Here is a 24,371-nt window from a genome sequence, read left to right as displayed (position 1 = left end):
GGGTCAGGCCGATTTCCCGATCATGATCGGTTAACGACGTTCGCCATCTCATGTCGCGCTCCTCAACTGCGAGCACGTCCTGAAACCTGCGCTTTAGGGTTGTCGCCCTTCTCTTGTCCCGGACGAGGCGGAATTCCCGATCTGTTCGGGAAGACCGGCCGAGCGCGTGAGCCTCCGTCGAAGGCAGAGGTGGACCATGGGCCTTTGCGAGACCATCCGCAGATCCGGCGCGCTCGGGGCGCATCGCTTTCGCCGTGATCGAAGCGGCAATGTCGCGGTGCTCTTCGGCCTGTCTCTGGTGCCTCTTGTCGGTCTCGCGGGTGTCGCCGTCGATTACAGCCGGGCGACGGAGCTGCGCACCTTCCTGCACCGCGAGACGGATGCCACCGCATTGGCCATCGCGTCCTCGGATTCACCCAACGAGGCCTTGTCGATCGCCGCCTTCAAGGCGCGGGTGACGACCCGTTACGGCGGCGCCAGCGGATTGATCTCGCAGGTGGGGACGGCGGACCAGTGGACGGCGGGAAGCATCTACACGCTGACCGCGAATGCGAGCATCGCAACGACGCTGTCCGTCGTGCTGCCGGGCTATCCGAGGACGATCCCCGTCTCCGTCACCACCGCGGTCAAGCGCAAGCCCCCCGTCTGGGCCTGGAGCCTGCCCACGGTCCGCGACATGTCCTACGAGGCCGGTGATTACAACCGCATCTCGGTCTATTGCTACGACGAATCCAAGAAGAACCAGTCGAACAAGGGTCGGATGCTGAACACGCTGACAGCGATCTCCGACAATGGCGGCACCGATTATTCGAAGGCGAAGCTTCCCGTCTGCGCCGACGGCGAAACGCTGAGCTACCAGCTCCGAAACGTCCGCAACGCTCGCACGACGCCGGCGAACTGGGACAAGCCCTCGGCGGAGCACTACCTCTATTACACCGATACCACGATCGAGCCGAACAGCCGGAAGATGACCAACACGGTCACTGGCGGGCGCGAATCGGCCAATGGCACCATGACGATGACCGACCTGAGCTCCGCCCCGATCCTGGAGACGATCATCTGTACGACGGATGTCGACTGCAAGTCGCGGAACCAGGGCGGGATCCTGCCGAACAATAACGAGACCGGCCGGACGCCGAAGACGGCGACCGGTGCCTGCGCGGACGGGAAGTCCATGTATTACGGCTGGGAAGACCGGCCTCCGACGCCGTCGGGAGGCAGCGACCGGGACTACGACGACATCCGCATCGTGGTCTCGTGCCCGACCCTTCAGAGGATTGCCGACAAGGAGATCCGGATCATCCGCTGAGGGGGAGGATCCGGATCCGGGACCGCGCTCAGCTCTTCTTCAGGGCCTCGACGCCTGGCAGTTCCTTGCCCTCCAGCCATTCGAGGAAGGCGCCGCCGGCCGTCGAGACATAGGTGAAATCCTCACCGACGCCGGCATGGTTCAGCGCGGCGACCGTATCGCCGCCGCCGGCGACCGAGACGAGCTTGCCGGCCTTGGTCCGCGCCGCCGCATGGCGAGCGGCCGCGACCGTGCCCTGGTCGAACGGCGCGATCTCGAAGGCGCCGAGCGGCCCGTTCCAGACGAGCGTCTTCGCGTCGTCGATCGCCGCGTTGACCCGATCGATCGATTGCGCGCCGACATCGAGGATCATGCCGTCCGAGGGAATGGCGTCGACGCCGTAGGTGTGGTGCTCGGCGCCGGCCTTGAACTCCTTCGCGACGACGCCGTCCACCGGCAGGATGATCGCGCAGCCGGTCTCCTTGGCCTTCTCGAGGATGCGCTGGGCGGTCGGCGCGAGATCGGCCTCGCAGAGCGAGCGGCCGACATTCACGTCGATGGCGTTCAGGAAGGTGTTCGCCATGCCGCCGCCGATGACGAGCGCATCGACCTTGGCGACGAGGTTCTCGAGAAGATCGATCTTGGTCGAGACCTTGGCGCCGCCGACGATGGCGACGACCGGGTGCTCGGGCGCTTCGAGCCCCTTCTGGAGGGCTTCGAGCTCGGCCTGCATCGTCCGGCCGGCATAGGAGGGCAGCAGGTGGGCGAGGGCTTCCGTAGAGGCATGGGCACGGTGCGCGGCCGAGAAGGCGTCGTTCACGTAGAGGTCGCCGAGCGCGGCAAGCTTCTTCGCGAAGTCCGGATCGTTCTTCTCCTCGCCCGCGTGGAAGCGGGTGTTCTCGAGCAGCAGGACGCCGCCGTCCTCGAGGCTCGCGACGGCCCGCTCGGCCGCCTCGCCGATGCAATCATCCGCGAAGCCGACGGGCTGCCCGAGCAGCTTCGCGAGTTCGGCCCGGACCGGGCCGAGGCTCTCGCTCTCGACGCGCTTGCCCTTCGGGCGGCCGAAATGGGCCAGCAGGATCACCCGGCCGCCGTGGGAGGCGATGTCGCGGATGGTCGGCAGAATGCGCTCGATGCGGGTCGCGTCCGTCACGCGCCCGTTCTCCATCGGCACGTTCAGGTCTACGCGGACCAGGACGCGCTTGCCGCGAAGGTTGCCTGCATCGTCGATCGTTCGGAACTTGGCCATCTCGTCATCCGGCTGGCGGCCTCGCCGGGCGAGACCCTGTGGCGCGTCTGGTATCGGAAGGCGCGGGCGCTTTCCAGCCGCCGCGGTCAGGCGACCGCCCGGTCGGCGTCCAGCGGGCGGGGCTCGATCCAGCGTCCCGCATCGATCGCCTCGATCTGCTCGTCGAGCTGGCGGACCACGTAGCGGGAAAACGGGCCGAGATGGAGGTAGATCACCATGTTGATCAGGAGAATCTGCAGGGCGCGTGGGTTGGTCCGGAGGCAGAACCAGAAGGTCGACCAGAAGGGCTTCGCGAAATCCGGATGCGTCCGCGTGAAGCGATAGAGTGCGCGGCTGAGCGCCGTGAGATCGCGCCGCAGGGCTCGCCAGCTGAAGGGCGGCAGATAGGGCGCCCGGTCGAGCGTCGCGGCGAGGCCGCGGACGCGGGCGAAATAGGCGTCGGGCGCGAACACGCGCGAGATCACCTCGCGATAATCGGCGAGGATGTCGCGCCGCGGCCTGAGCGTCGCGAAGTTCAGCCCGGCCGTGCATTGATCGCCATCGGTCTGCTCGATGGCGAAATCGGCCTGGAGGCGCCCCTCGCTGGCGAGGCGCCGCGTGAGCTGGGTGTTGGGGAGGGCCGTCAGCAGGCCCACCATCGCCATCGGGATGTTCGAGGCCTGGATGCAGGTCGCGATCGAGTCCGAGACGCCGTCTCCCTCGCCGTCCAGCCCGACGATGAATCCCGCCGTCACGGCCATCCCGGCCGCCTCGATCCGCGCGACGCTGTCGGGGACGCTGCGGCGGGTGTTCTGCTTCTTGCGCATCTGGATGAGCGCGGCCTCGTCGGGCGTCTCGATGCCGACGAAGACCGTGAAGAAGTTCGCCTCCCGCATCATGAGCAGAAGCTCGGCGTCGTCGGCGAGGTTGAGCGAGGCCTCGGTCGAGAACATGAAGGGGTAGCCGTGCCGTTCCTGCCAGGCCTTGAGGTGCGGCAGGAAGAGCTTCACGGCCTTCTTGTTGCCGATGAGATTGTCGTCGACGAAATCGACATGGCCGCGATAGCCCAGCGCCAGGAGCCGATCGAGCTCGGCCAGGACCTGCTCGGTCGTCTTCGTCCGGGGAACCCGGCCGTAGAGTTCGATGATGTCGCAGAATTCGCAGGTGAAGGGGCAGCCGCGCGAGAATTGCAGCCCCACGAAGAGATAGTGGTCGAAGTTCAACAGGTCGAAGCGCGGCAGCGGGCTTCGGGTCACGTCCGCCTGGAACTTCTGCGCCTCGAAGACGCCTTCGCGTGCGCCCGACGACCAGGCCGCGACGAACTCGTCGATCACGCCCTCCGCCTCGCCGATGACGCGGAAATCGGCGCACTCATAGGCCTCGGGGCTCGACGAGACGTCCGGACCGCCGATGGCGACCGGCTTGCCGAGCGCCTGGCAACGCTCGACGAGGTGGATCGCGTCCGGTCGCTGGGGCAGCATGCCGCCCGTCAGGACGAGGTCGACGGCCTCGATGTCGGCGTCGGTGAGGTCCTCGGCGTTCCGGTTGACCAGCCTCAGATCCCAATCCTGCGGGAGGAGGGCGGCGAGCGTGATCAGCCCGAGCGGCGGCGCCGTGCAGCGGGCGCCCCACACCTCGCAGGCCGCCGTGAGGCTCCAGAACGAGTTCGGGTTGAAACGCGGAAAGACAAGGAGCACGCGCGTCGGTGCCGCGATCACATCGGCCTCCTGCTGCTGCTACGAAAAAATCTCGCACGGCAGCCGACCTCTGTCGACCCGAAGCCGAACCGGCGAGGGCGCTATCCGGGACCGCGCAGCCTGCCGACGGCGAAGGCGATGAAGACGCCGACCAGCGTGAGCGCGAGCCCGAACCACGTGAACGCATATTCCAGGTGATGGTTGCGCAGGGTGAGCTGGGTCTGGCCGCCTTTCGGCCAGCCGCCGGGATTGGGCGTCGCATCGGCATCGACATAGAAGGGGGCGAGGCGCTGGAGGTCGCGGGCTCGCGCCATGTCGTCGAGGCTGCGCACGAACCAGCTGTCGCGCGCCGGATCGTTCTCGGGCACGAAGGAGCCCCGCGTCTCGGGCGCGCGCACGAGCCCGACGACCGTCCCCGCCGCGGGGGCGGAGCGCAGGCTCGCGAGCGCCGCGTCGCGCAGCTCCGTCGGCACGAAGCCCCGATTGATCATCACGAGGGAGCCGTCGCCGCGCCGAAGCGGGACGAACAGGTAGAAGCCCTGCGTCGCCTGCCGCTCGCGGAGCTCGGCGAGGCCGTGGACGGCGACGATCTTGTCGGCCAGGTACGTCCCGCTCAGGCGAACCCGGCGGTATTCCTGATCCGCCTGACGCCAGCTCGGCCAGTCCGCCTCCGGCGCGACGTCGGACGGCTCCTCGAAGGCCCGCGCCTGGATCTGCGCGAGAAGGCCTTCCTTCCAGGCCTTGCGCTCGAGCTGCCAGGTCCCGAGCGAGACCAGGATCGCAAGTGCGACGAGGGTTGCGGCGAACGGCGCCGCCAGCGCCCGGATCGCGCCTCGGCCCGAGCGGAGGCTCACTTCTTGAGGCGCCCCTGCTCGGCCCGGTGATGGTACTGGAGCGCGATCAGGAGCCCCTTCGAGGGGCGCACGAGCAGGAGGCTGAGCCCGAGGGTCAGCGGCGCCCACAGGATGGCGTGAAGCCAGAGCGGCGGCTCGTAGGAAAACTCGACGAACATCGCCATCATGACGATGACGATCCCGACGAAGCTCATGACGAAGAAGGCGGGGCCATCGCCCGAATCCGCGAAGGCGTAGTCGAGCCCGCAGGATTCGCAGCTCGGTCTCAGCGACAGATAGCCCTGGAACAGCTTGCCCCGTCCGCAGCGCGGGCAGAGGCCCCGCAGGCCGGTCGGAACCGGCGGCGGGGCTGAACGGTCGTAATCCACTCTCATCACTCCCGGCGGCAGCCGCGAAAGCAAAGGGCGGCCGAGGCCGCCCTTGCGTGTCCAGCCGCCTTCGCGGTCAGTGGGCGCCGGGCGTGCCCGCACCCCACACATAGATGGCTGCGAACAGGAACAGCCACACGACGTCGACGAAGTGCCAGTACCAGGCGGCGAACTCGAAGCCGAGATGCCGCTCGGGCGTGAAGTGGCCCCAGTACACGCGCAGCAGGCACACGGCGAGGAAGATCGTGCCGATCACGACGTGGAAGCCGTGGAAGCCCGTCGCCATGAAGAAGGTGGCGCCGTAGATGTTGCCCGAGAAGCCGAAGGCCGCGTGGCTGTACTCGTACATCTGGCAGAGGGTGAACACGACGCCGAGGACGACCGTGAGCCAGAGGGCCTGCTTGACGCCGTCGCGGTCGTTCTCGAGCATCGCGTGATGCGCCCACGTGACCGTCGTGCCCGAGGTCAGGAGGATCAGCGTGTTCAGGAGCGGCAGGTGCCAGGGGTCGAAGGTCTGGATGCCGACCGGCGGCCAATGCTGCAGCTTCTCGGCCCGCAGGTACTGGATCGGTTCGGCGGCGAAGAGGGCCGCATCGAAATAGGCCCAGAACCAGGCGACGAAGAACATCACCTCGGAGGCGATGAACATCATCATGCCGTAGCGGTGATGGAGCTGGACGACGCGGGTGTGGTTCCCGCCGGGGCCGGCTTCGTAGATCACGTCCGCCCACCAGGAGGCCATCGTGTAGAGCACGCCGATGATGCCCGCGCCGAGCACATAGGGCCCGAGCTTGAAGGTCTCGGGGCCGAGGCCCTTCATCGTCATGACCAACCCGACCATCATGACGAAGGCCGAGACCGAGCCGACGAGCGGCCACGGACTCGGATCGACCAGATGGTAGTCGTGCTTGGCTTCTGCGGCTTGCGCCATGATCCCGTCTCTCCGCCGCGGCGCCCGGCCCGGGGGCGCCGTCTCACTCGTCCCTGATCCCCGGCTTACGACTTCGCCGGGGCGTTTGTCATCCGGCTCCGGCCTCGCGGCCGGAGCAAAGCCCTGTCCTCACAGATTCGGCTTGCTCTCCGCGGCAGCCAGCGGCTTGCCGTTGCGCGAGGCGAAATAGGTGTAGGACAGCGTGATCGAGCCCAGCCCGTCGAAGTTGCGATCCTTGGCGAGGGCCGGGTCGACGTAGAACACGACGGGGAAATCCATCGTCTCGCCCGGGGCGAGCCTCTGATCGTCGAAGCAGAAGCACTTCATCTTGACGAAGAAGGCACCGGCCTGGTCGGGCTGGACATTGTAGGTCGCGACGCCCGTCGCGGAGCGGCTGCCCTCGTTCTTCACCCGGAAGAACAGCGTCTGCGTCTCGCCGATCCGCGCCGTGATCTCGCGGCGTTCGGGCGTGAAGCTCCAGTCGATCCCCGGTGCGACATTCGTGTCGAAGCGGATCGTCACGGTCCGCTCCAGCGTTTCGGAGGCCGGAGTCGAGCGGACCATCGGCGTTCCGTCGAAGCCCGTGAGCTTGCAGAACATCGTGTACAGCGGCACGGCCGCGAAGGCGGCGCCCAGCATGAACAGGGCGAAGCCGGCGCAGACGATCAGCGTCGTGCGACGAGCCCGGGCATTGCCGATATGGGTGGGAAGCGGTGCCGACATCAGAGCGGCCTGTTCAGGACCTGCGGACCGAGCTTGGCTATCGTGACCGCATAGAACAGCAGCACCATGAAGCCGAGCGCCAGGGCGATCGCGATCGAGCGCGTGCGGCGGCGACGGACTTCCTCGGGGGAGAGCTTGTGACGTTCGGGTTCTTCGAGGGTCATAGGCTCAATCCCGGCACGTTCCGCCACAATCCGAGACCGTGCTCGGCAAGCAGCGCGGCGAACAGGAGGAACAGGTAGAGGATCGAGAACGCGAACAGCTCCATCGCGGCGCGGTCGGCCTCGCGGCCCGCTCGGCGCCGGTACACCTTGACCGCCAGCGCGATCATCGCGAGCCCGCCGAGCGTGGCGACGACCGTGTAGGCGAGGCCGCCGAAACCCAGCCAGGTCGGAACGAGGCCGAGCGGGACGAGGACCAGGGTGTAGAGCAGGATCTGCAGACGCGTCGCGTCCGGTCCGGCGACGTTCGGCAGCATCGGCACGCCGGCCTGCCGGTAATCCCCCGCCTTCACGAGCGCGAGCGCCCAGAAATGGGGCGGCGTCCACATGAAGATGATGGCGAAGAGGACGAGGGAATCGAGGTGGACCGTGCCCGTTACGGCCGCCTGTCCGACGACCGGGGGGAGGGCGCCGGCGGCGCCGCCGATCACGATGTTCTGCGGCGTCGCGCGCTTCAGACCCATCGAATAGACGACGACGTAGAAGACGATCGTGAAGGCGAGGAGGCCGGCGGCGAGCCAGTTCGCGATGATGCCGAGCAGCAGCACCGACGCACAGGACAGGAACAGGCCGAAGGCGAGGGCCTCCTCAGCGCGGATCTTGCCCGCCGGGATCGGCCGTCCGACCGTCCGGGTCATGACCGCGTCGATATCGGCGTCCCACCACATGTTGAGGCAGCCGGAGGCGCCGGCGCCGATCGCGATCATGAGCAGCGACGAGGCCGCGATGACCGGATGCGTCCCCGAGGGCGTGACGAGCATGCCGACGAGCGCGGTGAAGACGACGAGCGACATCACCCGCGGCTTCAGCAGCTCGACGTAATCGCGCACCTCGCCGGTCGAGGGGCGGGCCGGTCCGGCCGCGAGCGTGGCGCGTGGCGCGGCTCCGGCGGTGAGGTCGGCGGTGAGGGGCATCTCGGTTACGCGTCAATCCAACGGGCGGTCTCGCCGCAGGGGGCTCTCGAGGAGGAGGGCGGCTCGGGCCGCCCTCCTTTGGTCAGTGGTGGTCCGTGTCGGCGATGACCGGAAGCGTCTCGTACTGGTGGAACGGCGGCGGAGAGGTCAGCGTCCATTCGAGCGTCGTCGCACCCTCGCCCCACGGGCTGTTCGCGGCCTGCTCCTTGTTCTGGAAGGCTTTCCAGACGCCGTAGAGGAAGACGAGAATGCCGACGGCGAAGATGTACGAGCCGAACGAGGCGACCTTGTTCCACCCGGCGAAGGCGTCCGGATAGTCCGCATAACGACGCGGCATGCCGGCGAGGCCGAGGAAGTGCATCGGGAAGAACAGGATGTTCGCACCGATGAAGGCGATCCAGAAGTGGAGGATGCCGATCCATTCGGGGATGATCCGGCCGCTCATCTTCGGGAACCAGTAGTAGATGCCGCCGAAGATCATGAAGACCGCGCCGAGCGACAGCACGTAGTGGAAGTGCGCGACCACGTAATAGGTGTCGTGCATGTAGCGGTCGACGCCGGCATTCGCGAGCACGACGCCGGTGACGCCGCCGACCGTGAACAGGAAGATGAAGCCGATCGCCCAGTGCATGGCGGCGGAGAAGCGGATCGAGCCGCCCCACATCGTCGCGATCCAGGAGAAGATCTTCACGCCCGTCGGGACCGCGATGACCATCGTCGCGAAGACGAAATAGGCCTGGGTCTGGAGCGAGAGCCCGACCGTGTACATGTGGTGAGCCCAGACCACGAAGCCGACGACGCCGATCGCCACCATCGCGTAGGCCATGCCGAGATAGCCGAAGATCGGCTTCTTCGAGAAGGTCGAGATGATGTGCGAGACGATGCCGAAGGCCGGCAGGATCATGATGTAGACTTCGGGGTGGCCGAAGAACCAGAACAGGTGCTGGTACAGGATCGGGTCGCCGCCGCCGGCCGGATCGAAGAACGTCGTGCCGAAGTTGCGGTCCGTCAGCAGCATCGTGATCGCGCCGGCGAGCACGGGCAGCGACAGCAGCAGCAGGAACGCGGTCACGAGGATCGACCAGGCGAAGAGCGGCATCTTGTGCAGCGTCATGCCCGGCGCGCGCATGTTCAGGATGGTCGTGATGAAGTTGATCGCGCCCAGGATCGAGGCTGCGCCGGCGAGGTGCAGCGACAGGATGCCGAAATCGAGGGCGGGTCCCGGATGGCCGGAGACGGAGAGGGGCGGATACACCGTCCAGCCGCCGCCGAAGCCCTTCACGCCCGGAGCGCCCTCGAAGAACAGCGAGAGGATCAGAAGGCAGAAGGCCGAGACCGTCAGCCAGAACGAGATGTTGTTCATGCGCGGGAACGCCATGTCAGGCGCGCCGATCATGAGGGGGACGAACCAGTTCCCGAAGCCGCCGATCAGGGCCGGCATGACCAGGAAGAACACCATGATCAGGCCGTGGCCCGTCACGAAGACGTTGAAGAGCTGCGGATTGGAGAAATACTGCAGGCCCGGATCCTGCAGCTCGAGCCGCATCGCGATCGACAGGCCACCGCCGACGAGGCCGGCGATGAACGCGAAGATCAGATAGAGCGTGCCGATGTCCTTGTGATTGGTCGACAGCAGCCACCGGCGCCAGCCGGTCGGCGTGTGGTGGTCGTGATCATGAGCATGATCGGCGTGGGTGTCGGCTGCGTGTGCCATGGCGAGACCCTTCGGTCCTCCTGATCGATTGCGTTATCGGACCGCTGCGTCGGCGAGGCGGCTGGCCCCGGCCGGCGCGTCGGTCGACGCGAATTTCTTCTGGGCTTCGGCGAGCCACGCGGCGTAGGCGGCTTCGCTGACGACCTTGACGGTGATGGGCATGTAGGCGTGCCTCTGCCCGCAGAGCTCGGAGCACTGTCCGTGGTAGACGCCCTCGCGCTCGGCCTTGAACCAGGTTTCGTTCATGCGGCCCGGCATCGCGTCGATCTTGATGCCGAAGGACGGCACGGCGAAGGCGTGGATGACGTCGGCGGCTGTCACCTGGAGACGCACAATCTTGTTCACGGGGACGACGACGTCGTTGTCGGTCGCGAGCAGCCTGAGCTGGCCGGGCTTCAGATCCTTCTCCTCGACGAGGTTGGCATCGAACTTGAAGCCGCCCTTGCCGTCCTTGTCGCCGGCATACTCGTATTCCCAGTACCAGGAATGGCCGGTCGTCTTGATGGTGATGTCGGCCGGCGGAATGATCAGCTGCTTGCGCAGGAGCCGGAAGGAGGGGACCGCGATCATCACCAGGATCAGGACCGGCACGACGGTCCAGAGGACCTCGATCGTGGTGTTGTGAGACGTCTTCGAGGGCGTCGGATTGGTCTTCTCGTTGAAGCGCCAGATGCAATAGCCGAGGAGCCCGGCCACGAAGACCGTGATGATCGTGATGATCCACATCAGAAGGGTGTGGAACCAATGGATGTCGCGAGCGACCTCGGTCACGGGGGTCTGCATCGCGATCTGCCAGGGCTCGGGTGCCCCCGTTCCGGCCGCGGCGGCCGCTCCCGCCCATATCACCAAACCGACGGCACAGAGCCGGATCGCCATCGCCCGCGCAGACACGTTCACCACCAGCACCCTCTCGACATCCGGCCCCGATTCCGTCCCATTCGCGATGCGCGAAGGGGGGGAGAGGCCGACATGCGGCGTCTCTAGGTTAGAATGTCCTAAGACCACAACGTCGGACGGGACGCAATCGCGCCGCGTTCGGGTGATTATGCGTCATTTGCGCTGCTTGCCGTCGGTGGCTCGCTTGACACTCCGGATGGTGCGTGGTCGGTCGCGGCCCTCGGCCAACCGTCGTTCAGGACGGGAGAGGTGATGATTTCAGAACGTGGACGACGCCGGAATTCCGGTCTTCGGCGGACGGCTGCTGCGGTCGTCTGCGCAACGGCACTGGCCTTCGGCGGGATCGCCGCCGGATCGCACGCGGCCCGGGCGCAGGGCGTGGTCAAGAACACCTTTGGTGACTGGCAGCTGCGCTGCGAGACGCCCGCCGGTGCCCAGAGCGAGCAATGCGCGCTGGTGCAGAACGTCGCGGCCGATGACCGGCCCAACGTGACGCTGCTGGTGATCGTGTTGAAGACGGCCGACGGCAAGGGCCGCCTCCTTCGGGCGGTGGCGCCTCTGGGCGTCCTTCTTCCTGCGGGGCTCGGCCTCAAGATCGATTCGGCCGATGTCGGCCGCTCGGGCTTCGTGCGCTGCCTGACCACGGGCTGCGTCGCCGAGGTGGCGATGGACGACAACCTGGTCACGCAGCTCAAGGCCGGCAAGCAGGCGACCTTCATCGTCTATCAGACCCCCGAGGAGGGAATCGGCATTCCCGTCTCCCTCGAAGGGTTCGGACCCGGCTACGATGCGCTTCCGTGAGGTGAGACAGATGCGTCCGGTTGTTGCTTTCCTCGCCCCCTCCAGGAATCTCGCGGGTGCGGTCGTCCTCGCCCTTGCCGCCGGCGCCTGCGGCGTCGTGGAGGGCGCGGGTTCGGCTCTCGGTGGCCTGACCGGTGCCGGCTCCGCCGCGACCCAGCCGGCATCGGGCGAGGGGCCGGTCCCCTCGTCGTACTGCCCCCAGGTGCTCGTCTCGGACGGCCGCTCGTCCATCAGCCATGGCGGCTCGCAGGTCTCGATCTCGAACATCGCCCGCGAATGCCTCGAGCGTGACGACCGTTCGATTCTGGTCCGGGTCGGGGTGGAGGGGCTCGCACTGCTGGGGCCGAGCGGCGGCTCCGGCCGCTTCAGCGTGCCCGTGACGTTCCGAATCGTCAGGGGCGACTCGGTGGTCGCGACGCGCGTGCAGAACGCGTCCGTGGTGATCCCGGCCGGTCAGGCCCAGGCGATGTTCCAGGTGGTCGAGGGCGGGCTCGTGGTCCCGCCTCGGACCGGAGAATTCGATATCGAGGTCGGTCTCGGCGGTGGGGGCGGCGCTCGCCGCCGCTGACCGTCCCGATCCTGGCGATCAGCAGGCGATCGTGCCGCAGGTCGCCGCATCCGCGACCATCCGTGCCAGGCTCTTCGGTCCCGGATAGCCGAGGACGACGGCGCCGCCGACGACATAGGACGGCGTCGCGCTGATGCCGAGCGAGGCGGCGAGGCTCATCTGACGGCGCAGCATGGTGCCGATCTCGTCCGAATCGGCGATGCGCTCGATCTCGGCGCGGTCGTGGCCGAGTTCCGCCGCGGTCTCGAGGGCACGCGGCCCGTCGATCCGGCCCTTGAGGGCGAACAATCTCTTGTGGAGCGCGTAGGACGCGGCGGCGCCATGGCGCTTGAGCACGGCGAGATCGACCTTCGTCGCCTGTGCGGAGGCGGGCGACAGGATGGGGTTGCCGACGAGCCCGACCCGCAGGTCGCCGCGTGTGCGCTGCAGAGCGTCGCGGGCATCGTCCGCCGCCCGGCACCAGGGGCAATTGTAGTCGTAGAACTCCACGAGCTGCACCGCCGCGCCCTTCGGCCCGGCCCAGATGGCGCCCGGCAGGTCCTCGACATCCTCGACGAGCTCTGTCGGTGCCCGGGTGTTCGGCACGGGCTGGCCCTCGTCGCCGCGGACCGCGAACCACTGATTGGCCGCCGATCCCGCGGTGCTCGCGGCACGCACCGACGCCGGCACGGCCGCTGCGGCGGCGATCAGGAGAGCCCGTCTTCGATCGATCATGGTGCCTCGTTCCATGCCCTCGCGGACGCGTCCGTGCCCGATCGCACCGTGCGGAGGCGGAATGGAGGCGAGCGTCTGGGGCGAGGTCGGGACGCGTTGACAGGTCGTGCCGTGCCTCCCTAAGACTGACGGGCCGTCGATCCTCGCGGGAGAGTTCGGCCGAAGGCTCGCCTTCGTCGACGCCGAAGGCGCAACCGCCCCGGAAACGCTCAGGCATCAGGACCGCGAGGAGCTGGCACTCTGGAAAGCGATGGCGACCCCCGGATCTCGGAGGGCGTCATCCACCGACGGGGGTAACTCGCGGCACGTGCCGCGGGGAAATCTCTCAGGTCCCGGGACAGAGGGGGCGTGACGGTGCAGGGCTGCGAGCGATCGCGGCCGCAGCCTCGTCGCGACATCCTGTTCCGGAGAGCGCATGGCCGACGATCATCACGACGGACCCCTGCTGGAGACGCCGCTCGCGTCCCTGCACCAGTCCCTGGGCGCGCGGATGGTGCCCTTCGCCGGCTATGCCATGCCGGTCCAGTATCCGACCGGCATCCTGGCGGAGCATGCCTGGACCCGCGAGCATGCGGGTCTCTTCGACGTCTCGCATATGGGGCAATGCGTCCTCGCCGGTCCCGATTTCGAGACGACCGCCCGTGCGCTCGAGGCGCTGGTTCCGGCCGACATCCTCGGGCTGAAGCCCGGCCAGCAGCGCTACACGCAGCTCCTCAACGAGGAAGGCGGCATCGTGGACGACCTCATGGTCGTGCGGCCGTCCGATCCGGCGCGGGGCGGCGAGATCCTGCTCGTCGTCAATGCCGGCACGAAGGAGGCCGATTACCGCCTCATCGAGGCGTCGCTGCCCGAGGGGATCGAGCTTCGGCGCATGGACGATCACGCGCTGCTGGCCCTTCAGGGGCCAGACGCCGTGGCGGTCCTCTCCGGCCTCGCCCCGGATTGCGCGGCGATGACCTTCATGTCGGTGCGTCCTCTCGAGATCGGCGGCATCGCGACCCATACGAGCCGCTCCGGCTATACGGGCGAGGACGGCTACGAGATCTCCGTCCCCGCCTCGGCCGCCGCGGATCTCTGGGCGAAGCTCACAGCGGACGAACGCGTCAAGCCGGTCGGGCTCGGCGCGCGCGATTCGCTCCGGCTCGAGGCCGGCCTGCCGCTCTACGGGCACGACATCAATCAGGAGACCTCGCCGATCGAGGCCGGCCTCGCCTGGTCGATCCAGAAGCGGCGCCGGATCGAGGGCGGCTTCCCGGGCCAGCTCCGCATCGCAGGCGAGCTCGCGGAGGGTCCGATCCGTCGCCGCGTCGGTCTGCGCATCGAGGGCAGGGCCCCGGCCCGCGAGCATGCCGAGATCGTCGATTCGGCCGGCGAGCTCATCGGCAAGGTGACCTCGGGCGGCTTCGCGCCGACGGTCGGCGCACCCATCGCGATGGGCTACGTCGTCTCCGACTTCGCTGCCCCCGGCACGGCGCTCGGCGTCAGCCTGCGCGGCCGCACCATTGCCGGCACGGTCGTGCCGATGCCCTTCACGCCCCATCGCTACAAACGCTGACGGCTCCCGCCCTCAGCCGCCGCCACAGGAGCTTTCCATGACCGTCCGCTACACCAAGGACCACGAGTACATCCGCGTCGAGGGCGATACCGGCACGGTCGGCATCTCCGATTACGCCCAGGCCCAGCTCGGCGACGTCGTCTATGTCGAGCTGCCCGCGATCGGCCGCGTCCTGAACAAGGGCGACGAGGCGGCGGTGGTCGAGAGCGTGAAGGCGGCGAGCGAGGTCTTCGCGCCCGTCTCCGGCACCGTCACCGCCACCAATTCCGAGCTCGAAGGCGCGCCGGCCCTCGTCAACGAGGATTCGGCCGGGAAGGGCTGGTTCCTCCGGCTCCAGATCACCGATCCCGCAGAGCTCGACGGCCTCATGACCGAGGAGGCCTATGCCGAGTTCATCGCCTCGATCAGCTGAGGCGGGCGCTTGGTCGAGCATGTCTATACGGCCGCGGTCGAATGGCGGCGGGGTGAGGGCGAGGCCTTCACCGACAACCGCTACGGCCGGGGCCACCTCTGGACCTTCGACGGCGGCGTCTCGGTGCCGGCCTCGTCGGCGCCCTCCTCGGTGCGCGTGCCGTATTCGCGCGAGGATGCCGTCGATCCCGAGGAGGCGCTCGTCGCGGCCCTGTCGAGCTGCCACATGCTCTTCTTCCTGAGCTTCGCGGCCAAGGCCGGCTACGTCGTCGACCGCTATCGCGACGACGCGTCCGGCACGATGGCCCCGAACGAATCCGGCCGGCTCCACCTGAGCCGCGTGACGCTCGCGCCGGCCGTCGCCTTTTCCGGCGAGTCGCAGCCCGACGCCCCCGCGATCGAGGCGCTGCACCACGCCGCCCACGACCATTGCTACATCGCGAATTCGGTGAGGGCCGAGATCGTGATCGAGCCGAGAACCTTCTGAGGCCGAACCATGCGCTATCTTCCCCTGACGGAGGCCGATCGGGCCTCGATGCTCGCGCGGATCGGCGTCGCCGAGATCGATGCGCTCTTCGCCGACGTGCCGGATGGCGCGCTCCTTCGCGACTTGCCCGACCTGCCCCGGCGGAAGGGCGAGATGGAGGTCGAGCGCATCCTCGGCCGCATGGCGGCGCGGAACGTCGCCGCGTCCTCGGTGCCCTTCTTCGTCGGGGCCGGTGCCTACAAGCACCACATCCCCGCGACCGTGGACCACGTCATCCAGCGCTCGGAGTTCCTGACGAGCTACACGCCCTACCAGCCCGAGATCGCGCAGGGCACGCTGCAATATCTGTTCGAGTTCCAGACCCAGGTCGCGGCTCTCACCGGCATGGAGGTGGCGAACGCGTCCATGTATGACGGCTCGACCGGCACCGCCGAAGCCGTCCTGATGGCGCATCGCGTGACGCGCCGGCGCAAGGCCGTGCTGTCGGGCGGCCTGCACGCGCATTACGCGGAGGTCGTGCGCACCACGACGCAGATGGCGGGCGACGAGGTCGTCTCGCTGCCGCCGGACGTGACGGCCTCCGAGGACATCATCGCCCGGATCGACGACGAGACCTCCTGCGTCGTCGTCCAGAGCCCCGACGTCTTCGGCAATCTGCGCGACCTCCGCCCCATCGCGGCGGCGGCGCAGAAGCATGGCGCGCTGCTGATCGCGGTCTTCACCGAGGCGGTCTCCCTCGGCCTCGTCGAATCGCCCGGTGCCCAGGGGGCGGACATCGTCGTCGGCGAGGGCCAGTCGATCGGCGTGCCGCTCTCGTTCGGCGGCCCCTATGTCGGGCTTTTCGCGACGCGCCAGAAATACATCCGCCAGATGCCCGGCCGGTTGTGCGGTGAGACCGTCGACGCCGAGGGCCGGCGCGGCTTCGTGCTGACGCTCTCGACCCGAGAGCAGCATATCCGCCGCGACAAGGCGACATCGAATATCTGCACGAATTCGGGGCTTTGCTGCCTCGCCTTCACGATTCACATGAGCCTTCTCGGAGAGGCCGGACTGTCCCGCCTCGCCCGGATCAACCACGCCGCCGCCATCAAGCTCGCCGATGCGCTCGCCGCCGTGCCGGGCGTCGAGGTCATGACGAAGGCCTTCTTCAACGAGATCACGCTGCGCCTGCCGAAACCCGCCGCGGGCGTGGTCGAGACGCTGGCGGGGCAGGGCATCCTCGCGGGCGTTCCGGCCTCGCGCCTCTATCCGGGGCAAGGCCTCGACGACCTCCTCATCGTCGCCTCGACCGAGGTCAACACCGACGAGGACCGCGCCGCGCTCGTGACGGCGCTGACGGGAGCGCTGGCGTGACCCTGCGCCGGCACCTCCCCACCGCTACCGCGGGGAGGGTTGGTGCGCTGGCGATTGCCGTGGCGGTCGTTCTGTCGTTCGTGCTCCCGGCCGAGGCCCAGCCCGTCCAACAGCGGCAGGTCGGGTCGTGGGTGCTGAAATGGGGCAAGGGGCGGATGGGCGCCTATTGCACCGTCGAGACGGCACAGGCCGGGCGCACGCTCGGCTACCAGGCCCTGAAATCGGGCGAGGGCTATTTCGGCATCCGGAACCCGGCCTGGGCCTGGACGCCGCGCGCCGCCTACGATGTCCGGCTGAGCATCGCCGGGGGCGCGGAATGGAGCGGCAAGGCCGTCTCCGCCCTTCCCGATACGCTGGTGCTGCCGGTCGCCGCGAATTCAGATCCCGCTCCCGTCGCGGCCATGGAGGCCGGACGATCCGCCTCCCTCGAGGTCGAGGGCGGAACGATCACCTTCGATCTCACCGATTTCCCCGAAGCCGCGAAGGCTCAGCGCGACTGCCTCGCCCAGCCGGGCTGAGGACGCGACGAGCCGAGCAGGAGCCACCTTCATGATGAACCGCCAGGGACGCCCGTCCTCCACCGAAGGCTCGGTCCTTGCCGAGCACCCGACCTTCACCGGCAACCGCGCGCTCGCACAGGAGGAGCCGCTCCTCTTCGAGATCGGACGCGCCGATGTCACGGGCGTCGATCTCGACGAGCCCGAAGCCTTCACGCCGCGTCTCGGCGGGCTGGAGCGGACGGTGCCGATCGGGCTGCCGGGCCTCTCCGAGCCCGAGACGATGCGCCATTACGTCCGGCTCAGCCAGCAGAATTACGGCATCGATACCGGCCTGTTCCCGCTCGGCTCCTGCACGATGAAGCACAATGCGCGGCTGAACGAGAAGATGGCGCGGCTGCCGGGCTTCGGCGACGTCCACCCGCTCCAGCCGGTCTCGACGGTCCAGGGCGCGCTGGAACTCATGGCGGAGCTCTCGCGCTACCTGACCGAACTCACCGGCATGCCGGCCGTGGCCCTCCAGCCGAAGGCAGGCGCGCATGGCGAACTCTGCGGCCTGATGGCCATCAAGGCGGCCATCGCCGCGCGCGGCGAGGCCGAGACCCGCAACGTCGTCCTCGTGCCCGAATCCGCCCACGGCACCAATCCGGCGACCGCCGCGCTGATCGGCTTCAAGGTGAGGTCGGTTCCGGCGCGCGACGACGGCTGGGTCCATATCGCGGATGTGCGCCCGCTCCTCGGCCCCGACATCGCGGCCATCATGCTGACGAACCCGAACACCTGCGGCCTGTTCGAGCCGCGGGCGAAGATGATCGCGGACGCGCTGCATGAATGCGGCGGCTACTTCTATTGCGACGGCGCCAATTTCAACGCCATCGTCGGCAAGGTCCGGCCGGGCGATCTCGGCGTCGACGCCATGCATATCAACCTGCACAAGACCTTCTCGACCCCGCATGGGGGAGGGGGGCCGGGCGCGGGGCCGGTCGTCCTGTCCGAGCGGCTCGCGCCCTATGCGCCGGTGCCGTTCGTCGTGGACGTGGAGGAAGTGAGCTACAAGGACGCTGGTCCGGCGTCGGTTTCAGCACTCGTCGAAGCAGCGCGCGGCCGGGGGACCGTCACTTCGGACGAAGTTTTGGCGCTTCGGAAGCCCGAACTTTTCTCGAAGGACGGTTGGGATGCAGCGGTGGCCGAACTGCGCGCCGCTGGTATCGAGGTGACGGGAGATCCATCGCCGCTCGTCGTCAGGCATTCATCCCTAGATTTGATCGAGGATGCTGCCTGGTATGATGAGGATGCGCAGCCCTTCGGCCGCATGGTCGCCTTCCATGGCCAGATGGGGATGTTCGTGCGGGCGCTCGCCTACATGCTCTCGCACGGGGCGGACGGGATGCGGCAGGCTTCGGAGGACGCCGTCCTCGGCGCGAACTACATCCGCGCCTCGCTGTCGGACCTGATGTCGCTCCCCTTCGGCGACAAGCCCTGCATGCACGAGGTGCTGTTCGACGATACGTGGCTGGCCGATACGGGCGTCACGACCCTCGATTTCGCCAAGGCGATGATCGACGAGGGCTACCACCCGATGACGATGTATTTCCCGCTCGTCGTCCACGGCGCGATGCTGATCGAGCCGACGGAATCGGAATCGAAGGCCTCGCTCGACCTCTTCATCGCCGCGATGCGCGATCTCGCCATGGCGGCCAAGGCCAAGCAGACCGAGCGCTTCAAGGGAGCCCCGTTCCATGCCCCCCGCCGCCGCCTCGACGAGACGGGCGCGGCGCGGAAGCCGGTTCTGCGCTGGACGCCGCCGGCACCGGTGGCCGCCCAGGCGGCGGAATAGCCCCGGGACGGGCCGGCTCAACTCCAACCCTCCCCTGGAGGGGGAGGGCCATCGCCTGCGGTTGGCGTGACGCTTCGCGACTTCCTTCCCCCTCGTGGGGAAGGTGGTCCCGAGCGAAGCGGAGGGCCGGATGGGGGGCGCTCCACCTCCCCGACGTTGGGGTAGGCGGCACGCCCCCACCCCGGTTCGAAGCTTCGCTTCGACTCGGCCCTCCCCGCAAGGGGGAGGGGTGGTGCGCCATCACCGCCACGCCCATCCAAGTCCGCCGTCATGACAAGCCCTGCCGGCAGAGCCGAACGGGCCATTGCCGCGCATCCCGTCTCCTGCGACAGGAGAGGCGGCATCCCGGCGTCACGATCGGGACGGACCCCAAGGAAGGAAGCGACGGGCATGGAACTCGAGGGCAGGATCGCGCTCATCACCGGTGCCGGATCGGGGCTCGGGCTCGCGACGGCGCGAGCCTTCGCCCGCGAGGGCGCGAAGGTCGTCATCAACGACCTCCGCGAGGAGACGGCGAGAGAGGCGGCCGCCACGCTTGGGCCGGATCACGGCGCCGTGGGCGGCGACGTCTCGAAGGAGGCCGATGTCGAGGCGATGGTCCGGTCGGTGATCGACCGGTTCGGACGCATCGACATCCTGGTCAACAATGCCGGCGTGCCCGACAGCTTCGCCCCGACCATCGACCAGCCGCTCGCGCATTGGCAGCGCCTGATCGACATCCATCTGACCGGGACCTACCTCGTCTCGAAGACGGTCGCCCCGCACATGATCCGCCAGGGCGGGGGCGCGATGGCGAACGTCTCCTCCATCGCCGGCGTGATGGGCCTGCCCGTCCGCACGGCCTACAGCGCGGCCAAGGCGGGGATCAGCATGCTGACCCGCGTGCTCGGCTGCGAATGGGGGCCGCACAACATCCGCGTGAACGCCGTCGCGCCCGGCTACATCCTGACGCCCCTCACCGACGGGCTGATGAAGGAGGGCAAGCTCGACGTGAACGCCATCCGCAAGCGCACGCCGATGGGCAAGATGGGCCGGCCGGAGGACATCGCCGAGGCCATGGTCTTCCTGTGCTCGGACCGGGCGCGCTTCATCACGACCATCACCATGCCGGTGGATGGCGGCTACTGCGCCTGGGGCGCGCCGAGCGACGCCTTCCCCGGCAATCTCGACGACGTGGTCACGATCGCGTGAGCCGCTCGCATCGCTTGAAGGAGGCCGCATGAAGCTCTTCGATCTCACCGGCCGCGTCGCCATCGTCACCGGAGGCAATGGCGGGATCGGCCTCGGCATGGCGAAAGGCCTCGCCGAGGCGGGCGCCCGCGTCGCGATCACGGGCCGCAACGCGGCGAAGGCCGAGGCCGCGCTGAAGGAACTCGGCCCGCACGCCTTCTTCGTCGAGGCGGAGGTCTCGGACCGCGATGCCTGTTTCGCCATGGTCGAGGAGGTGGCGCGGAAGGCCGGACGCGTCGACATCCTCATCGCCAATGCCGGCATCGCCAACCGCAAGCGCCCCGAGGCGCTGACGGAAGAGGATTGGCGCGGCCTCCTCGACATCAACCTGTCCGGCGCCTTCTTCTGCTGCCAGGCCGTCTATCCGCACATGCAGAAGGCGGGCGGGGGCAAGATCGTCACCATCGGCTCGATGCTGTCGCTCTTCGGGGCTCCGTTCGGGGCGGCCTATGGGGCGAGCAAGGGCGGCATCATGCAGCTCACGAAATCCCTCGCCACCGCCTGGGCGGCGGACGGCATCCAGGTCAATTGCGTCCTGCCGGGCTGGATCGACACCGATCTCGCGGTCGGCGCGCGCGCCCAGGTCGACGGCCTGAACGAGCATGTTCTGAAGCGCACGCCCGCCAAGCGCTGGGGACGGGGCGATGACCTCGCCGGCATCGCCGTGTTCCTCGCGAGCGAGGCGTCGGATTACGTGACCGGCACGGCGATCCCGGTCGATGGCGGGTACGCGGCGCAGAGCTGACGGCCCGGCATTCGTCGAAAGGAGGGGGGCGGATGCCCGCCTCCTCTCATGACGTTGCGGCCGATTGCCGGTAACGTCGAGGCGGGTTGCCGCCGCGCGGCCTCCCAATGCGCCGACAATAAGCATCCCGCGGGCCTCCCGAACGGCGATGCAGGGAGGAACATCGATGCAAGTGGGTTGGACCCGTCGTTTGGCGCTCGGCGCCGGGGCTGCGGCGATCCTCGCGCCGCGCAGCGCCTTCGCCAACACCTATCCGATCCGTCCGGTGAAATGGATCGTGCCCTATCCGCCGGGCGGCACGACGGACGTGCTCGCGCGCCTGGTCGCGGAGCCGCTGAGCCGCCGCCTCGGGCAGCAGGTCTATATCGAGAACCGCCCGGGCGCCGGCAACAACATCGGCACCGAGGCCGTGATCAATGCCGAGCCAGACGGCTACACGATCCACCTCACCAACCCGGCCAACGGCATCAACGCGACGCTCTACAAGAAGCTGAACTTCAACTTCGTGCGCGATCTCGCGCCCGTCGCCGGCATCACGCGGTCTCCGAACATCATGGAGATCAACCCCAAGCTTCCGGTGAAGACCGTCCAGGAGTTCATCGACTACTGCAAGGCCCATCCCGGCAAGGTGAACATGGCGTCGTCCGGCCTCGGCACGTCCGTCCATATGTCGGGCGAGCTCTTCAAGTTCATGACCGGCGTCGACATGGTGCACGTGCCCTATCGCGGCGCCGGCCCCGCCCTGACCGACATGATCTCCGGCCAGGCGCATGTGCTGTTCGACAATCTGCCGTCCTCGATAGAGCACGTCCGCGCGGGCAGCCTGCGCGCGCTGGCCGTGACGACGACGGAGCGCTCGCCGGCCCTGCCCGACGTGCCGACCGTCGCGGATACGGTGCCGGGCTACGAGGCCAGCGCCTGGTTCGGGATCTCGGCGCCGAAGAAGACGCCTCCCGAGATCATCGCGCGGCTGAACAAGGAGGTGAGCGAGATCCTCAAGGACCCGGCCATGATCAAGAGGCTGGCGGATCTCGGCGGCACCCCCATGCCGCTCTCGCCCGAGGGCTTCGGCAAGGTGATCGTCGAAGAGACCGAGAAGTGGAAGAAGGTCGTCGAATTCTCCGGCGCGAAGCTGGACTGACGACCGTCCTGAGTCGCCGCCGGCGGCCCATCACCACCATGTCGCGTCATCGTCCCTCCCGGCGAGGGTGACGCGACATCCGCGCGGGGCTTGTGTTCCGCGGCCGGATCGAGCGATGTTCGTCCCGGATGACATGCTGCCACTGAGGAGGTCCGATGGCGGAGCCACGCCCGTTCTCCCTTCACGTGTCCGACGAGGCGCTTGCCGATCTGCGCCAGCGCCTCGCCTTGACGCGGCTGCCGGACCAGACCCCCGGCGAGCCCTGGGCCTACGGCACGGAAGTCGGCTACATGAGCGAACTCGTCCGCTATTGGCGCGACGCCTTCGACTGGCGCCGGGAGGAGGCCTGGCTCAACGCCTTCCCGCAATTCAAGGTGCAGCTCGACGATGTCGATGTGCATTGCCTGTATGTCGAAGGGAAGGGGCCGAACCCGCGCCCGCTGCTGCTGTGCCACGGCTGGCCGGGCTCGGTCTTCGAGTTCCTGAACTTCATCCCGCGCCTCACGGACCCTGCCCGGTTCGGGCTCGACCCGAGCCTGTCCTTCACGGTCGTCGCGCCCTCGCTGCCGGGATACGGCCTCTCCTTCGCGCCCGGGCAGAAGCGTTTCTCGGTCGAGGAGATCGCCGACCGGCTCGTCGAGGTCATGGCGGCGTTCGGCTATGGCCGCTTCCTCGTCCAGGGCGGCGACTGGGGCGGCTTCACCGCGGCGCGGATGGCCTATGCGCATCCGGACAACGTCGAGGGAATCCACCTGAACATCATGCCTTTGCCGCGTGACGGGAAGACGAACCAGGGCTCGACGCCCGAGGAGAAGGCGCATTTCGATCATCTCGGCGCCTGGCTCAAGGACGGGACAGGCTACCAGTGGATCCAGGGCACGAAGCCGCAGACCCTCGCCTTCGCGCTGACCGACTCCCCGGCGGGCCTCGCCGCCTGGATCGTGGAGAAGTTCCGATCCTGGTCGGATTGCGAGGGCGTCATCGAGAATGCGATCCCCCGCGACCACATGCTGGCGAACATCGCGCTCTATTGGTTCACCGGCGCGATCGGCTCGTCCTTCTGGCCCTATTACACGCGCATGCACAGCGAGTGGCCCGTTCCGCCCGGCGGGAAGGTCATGCGGCCCACGGCCTATGCCGAGTTCCCGAAGGAGATGGTCCGGCCGCCGCGATCGCTGGCGGAAGAGATGTTCGCCGATATCCGCCGCTGGACCGTGATGCCGAAAGGCGGCCATTTCGCCGCGCTGGAGCAGCCCGATCTTCTCGTCGAAGACGTGCGGGCCTTCGTCTCGGCCCTTTGAGGTCGGGGCGGACGAGCCGCTGAAGGGGGATAACGGCCGCTACAAGCCATACCTGGACGACATGGCTGCCCTCCGTGACATCGGATCGCAGCCTGGAAGGGCCCAACTTTGCCATGGCCTCGCCCCGTTGTGGCCGGGAGGGCACACTACTTTGGCCGCGTTCTTGATAGACTTAGCGCTCTTTCCGAAAAACAGCCCTTCCCAGCGATGACCACTCGACGCGCCCTTTTGGCCATGATGATCGGCGCCCCCGTGGCGGCCTGTCAGACGGCTCGCCAGGAGCCCTTGACGCTGACCTCCGCCCAGCAGGCGGATGCGGATTACGCGCGCTGGTACACCGGCACGATCCCCGACGGCGAATACGAGATCCCGAAGGTCGATCGCAGCCTGCTGGATCCGTCTCTCGCTCCGACCGAGGTCGCCTATTCCAGCGCGCACCGGCCGGGCACGATCGTCGTCGATGTCGACGAGAAGCGCCTCTACCACGTGCAGGAGGGCGGGATGGCTCGCCGCTACGGCGTCGCGGTCGGGCGGCAGGGCTACACCCTGCGCGGAACGGGCACGATCGGCCGCAAGGCCAAGTGGCCGAGCTGGACGCCGACGGCGAACATGCTCCGGCTGCGGCCCACCATGCAGCGCCATGCCGGCCCCGGCCTCGCCAATCCCCTCGGCGCCCGTGCGCTCTATCTGTACCGGGGAAGCCAGGACACGATGTTCCGCATCCACGGGACGAACGAGCCGTGGTCCATCGGCACCTCGGTCTCGTCCGGCTGCATCCGCATGCTCAACGAGGACGTGCTCGAGCTCTACGACAACGTCCAGGTCGGGGCGACCGTCGTCGTCCGCCGAAGCGGCGCTGCGCCGACCTCCGCCTGACGTGACCCGCCTCCGGCGAC

The 24,371-nt window shown here is 68.1% G+C and carries 25 protein-coding genes and 2 riboswitches; of the genes, 14 read left to right on the top strand and 11 right to left on the bottom strand.

Annotated features, from left to right (window positions below; translation table 11 throughout):
* Positions 1-196: 196 nt before the first annotated feature.
* Positions 197-1,309 carry a TadE/TadG family type IV pilus assembly protein gene (locus EV668_RS09550; RefSeq protein ID WP_133769515.1) on the top strand — a complete coding sequence of 371 codons (1,113 nt, stop codon included), beginning with the start codon at positions 197-199 and terminating at the stop codon, positions 1,307-1,309.
* A 28-nt stretch (positions 1,310-1,337) separates the two neighbouring features.
* Here EV668_RS09550 and EV668_RS09545 read toward each other — a convergent pair whose 3' ends face one another.
* The 10 genes from EV668_RS09545 to coxB all read right to left on the bottom strand — a co-directional run bounded on the left by EV668_RS09545 (position 1,338) and on the right by coxB (position 10,814).
* Positions 1,338-2,537, bottom strand: coding sequence for a phosphoglycerate kinase (locus tag EV668_RS09545; RefSeq protein ID WP_133769514.1), 1,200 nt, complete (start codon positions 2,535-2,537; stop codon positions 1,338-1,340).
* A gap of 86 nt (positions 2,538-2,623) precedes the next feature.
* Positions 2,624-4,231, bottom strand: coding sequence for a B12-binding domain-containing radical SAM protein (locus EV668_RS09540; RefSeq protein ID WP_208111523.1), 1,608 nt, complete (start codon positions 4,229-4,231; stop codon positions 2,624-2,626).
* A gap of 83 nt (positions 4,232-4,314) precedes the next feature.
* Positions 4,315-5,067, bottom strand: a complete 753-nt coding sequence (locus EV668_RS09535) for an SURF1 family protein (RefSeq protein WP_133769512.1) — start codon at positions 5,065-5,067, stop codon at positions 4,315-4,317.
* Positions 5,064-5,435, bottom strand: a complete 372-nt coding sequence (locus EV668_RS09530) for a DUF983 domain-containing protein (protein WP_245512971.1) — start codon at positions 5,433-5,435, stop codon at positions 5,064-5,066. Before EV668_RS09530 ends, EV668_RS09535 begins: the two co-directional genes overlap by 4 nt.
* A gap of 76 nt (positions 5,436-5,511) precedes the next feature.
* Entirely contained in the window at positions 5,512-6,366 is an 855-nt protein-coding gene (locus EV668_RS09525) for a cytochrome c oxidase subunit 3 (protein WP_133769510.1), read from the bottom strand.
* Positions 6,367-6,495: 129 nt separating this feature from the next.
* Complete coding sequence (locus tag EV668_RS09520; protein ID WP_133769509.1) at positions 6,496-7,089, bottom strand: cytochrome c oxidase assembly protein; 594 nt, start codon at positions 7,087-7,089, stop codon at positions 6,496-6,498.
* Positions 7,089-7,253, bottom strand: a complete 165-nt coding sequence (locus EV668_RS24750; protein WP_166652396.1) for a hypothetical protein — start codon at positions 7,251-7,253, stop codon at positions 7,089-7,091. Before EV668_RS24750 ends, EV668_RS09520 begins: the two co-directional genes overlap by 1 nt.
* A complete protein-coding gene (locus EV668_RS09515) occupies positions 7,250-8,224 on the bottom strand; it encodes a heme o synthase (protein WP_133769508.1) in 975 nt (324 codons plus the stop codon). Before EV668_RS09515 ends, EV668_RS24750 begins: the two co-directional genes overlap by 4 nt.
* An 82-nt stretch (positions 8,225-8,306) precedes the next feature.
* The gene (gene ctaD, locus EV668_RS09510; protein ID WP_133769507.1) at positions 8,307-9,938 is read right to left on the bottom strand and encodes a cytochrome c oxidase subunit I; all 1,632 of its coding nucleotides are present in this window, start codon (positions 9,936-9,938) and stop codon (positions 8,307-8,309) included.
* 33 nt (positions 9,939-9,971) lie between these two features.
* Positions 9,972-10,814 carry a cytochrome c oxidase subunit II gene (coxB, locus tag EV668_RS09505; RefSeq protein ID WP_133770137.1) on the bottom strand — a complete coding sequence of 281 codons (843 nt, stop codon included), beginning with the start codon at positions 10,812-10,814 and terminating at the stop codon, positions 9,972-9,974.
* A gap of 273 nt (positions 10,815-11,087) precedes the next feature.
* Between coxB and EV668_RS09500 the strand changes: the two genes are divergently transcribed.
* The gene (locus EV668_RS09500; RefSeq protein ID WP_133769506.1) at positions 11,088-11,636 is read left to right on the top strand and encodes an invasion associated locus B family protein; all 549 of its coding nucleotides are present in this window, start codon (positions 11,088-11,090) and stop codon (positions 11,634-11,636) included.
* A gap of 10 nt (positions 11,637-11,646) precedes the next feature.
* Positions 11,647-12,204: a hypothetical protein gene (locus tag EV668_RS09495; protein WP_133769505.1), complete on the top strand. Its 558-nt coding sequence runs from the start codon at positions 11,647-11,649 to the stop codon at positions 12,202-12,204.
* A gap of 18 nt (positions 12,205-12,222) precedes the next feature.
* On the opposite strand, the gene EV668_RS09490 is transcribed toward EV668_RS09495, so the two are convergent.
* Entirely contained in the window at positions 12,223-12,918 is a 696-nt protein-coding gene (locus EV668_RS09490; protein ID WP_133769504.1) for a DsbA family protein, read from the bottom strand.
* Positions 12,919-13,054: 136 nt separating this feature from the next.
* Positions 13,055-13,153, top strand: a riboswitch (glycine riboswitch).
* Position 13,154: 1 nt separating this feature from the next.
* Positions 13,155-13,263, top strand: a riboswitch (glycine riboswitch).
* A 70-nt stretch (positions 13,264-13,333) separates the two neighbouring features.
* On the opposite strand from EV668_RS09490, the gene gcvT reads away from it, so the two are divergent.
* The 11 genes from gcvT (at position 13,334) to EV668_RS09430 (ending at position 24,351) form a co-directional block, all read left to right on the top strand.
* Complete coding sequence (gene gcvT, locus EV668_RS09485; protein ID WP_133769503.1) at positions 13,334-14,473, top strand: glycine cleavage system aminomethyltransferase GcvT; 1,140 nt, start codon at positions 13,334-13,336, stop codon at positions 14,471-14,473.
* A gap of 37 nt (positions 14,474-14,510) precedes the next feature.
* Positions 14,511-14,885: a glycine cleavage system protein GcvH gene (gcvH, locus tag EV668_RS09480; protein ID WP_133769502.1), complete on the top strand. Its 375-nt coding sequence runs from the start codon at positions 14,511-14,513 to the stop codon at positions 14,883-14,885.
* Positions 14,886-14,894: 9 nt separating this feature from the next.
* On the top strand, positions 14,895-15,371 hold the full coding sequence (locus tag EV668_RS09475) for an OsmC family protein (protein ID WP_133769501.1): 477 nt from the start codon (positions 14,895-14,897) through the stop codon (positions 15,369-15,371).
* Between the two features lie 9 nt (positions 15,372-15,380).
* A complete protein-coding gene (gene gcvPA, locus EV668_RS09470; RefSeq protein ID WP_133769500.1) occupies positions 15,381-16,724 on the top strand; it encodes an aminomethyl-transferring glycine dehydrogenase subunit GcvPA in 1,344 nt (447 codons plus the stop codon).
* A gap of 59 nt (positions 16,725-16,783) precedes the next feature.
* Positions 16,784-17,242: a hypothetical protein gene (locus EV668_RS09465; RefSeq protein ID WP_133769499.1), complete on the top strand. Its 459-nt coding sequence runs from the start codon at positions 16,784-16,786 to the stop codon at positions 17,240-17,242.
* Positions 17,243-17,276: 34 nt separating this feature from the next.
* On the top strand, positions 17,277-19,058 hold the full coding sequence (gene gcvPB, locus EV668_RS25285) for an aminomethyl-transferring glycine dehydrogenase subunit GcvPB (protein WP_425359614.1): 1,782 nt from the start codon (positions 17,277-17,279) through the stop codon (positions 19,056-19,058).
* A 390-nt stretch (positions 19,059-19,448) separates the two neighbouring features.
* The gene (locus tag EV668_RS09450) at positions 19,449-20,249 is read left to right on the top strand and encodes an SDR family NAD(P)-dependent oxidoreductase (protein WP_133769498.1); all 801 of its coding nucleotides are present in this window, start codon (positions 19,449-19,451) and stop codon (positions 20,247-20,249) included.
* Positions 20,250-20,277: 28 nt separating this feature from the next.
* Positions 20,278-21,033 carry an SDR family NAD(P)-dependent oxidoreductase gene (locus EV668_RS09445; protein WP_133769497.1) on the top strand — a complete coding sequence of 252 codons (756 nt, stop codon included), beginning with the start codon at positions 20,278-20,280 and terminating at the stop codon, positions 21,031-21,033.
* Between the two features lie 166 nt (positions 21,034-21,199).
* A complete protein-coding gene (locus tag EV668_RS09440; protein ID WP_133769496.1) occupies positions 21,200-22,174 on the top strand; it encodes a Bug family tripartite tricarboxylate transporter substrate binding protein in 975 nt (324 codons plus the stop codon).
* Positions 22,175-22,329: 155 nt separating this feature from the next.
* The gene (locus EV668_RS09435) at positions 22,330-23,475 is read left to right on the top strand and encodes an epoxide hydrolase family protein (RefSeq protein ID WP_133769495.1); all 1,146 of its coding nucleotides are present in this window, start codon (positions 22,330-22,332) and stop codon (positions 23,473-23,475) included.
* 285 nt (positions 23,476-23,760) lie between these two features.
* Positions 23,761-24,351 (top strand): L,D-transpeptidase, encoded by a 591-nt coding sequence (locus EV668_RS09430; RefSeq protein WP_342636825.1) that lies wholly within the window; start codon positions 23,761-23,763, stop codon positions 24,349-24,351.
* The last annotated feature ends 20 nt before the right edge of the window (positions 24,352-24,371 follow it).

This window comes from Enterovirga rhinocerotis, assembly GCF_004363955.1.
In the GTDB taxonomy this organism is placed as follows: Bacteria; Pseudomonadota; Alphaproteobacteria; order Rhizobiales; family Beijerinckiaceae; genus Enterovirga; species Enterovirga rhinocerotis.
The sequence above is the reverse complement of the archived record's forward strand: the minus strand, read 5'-3'. Positions and strand labels throughout refer to the sequence as shown.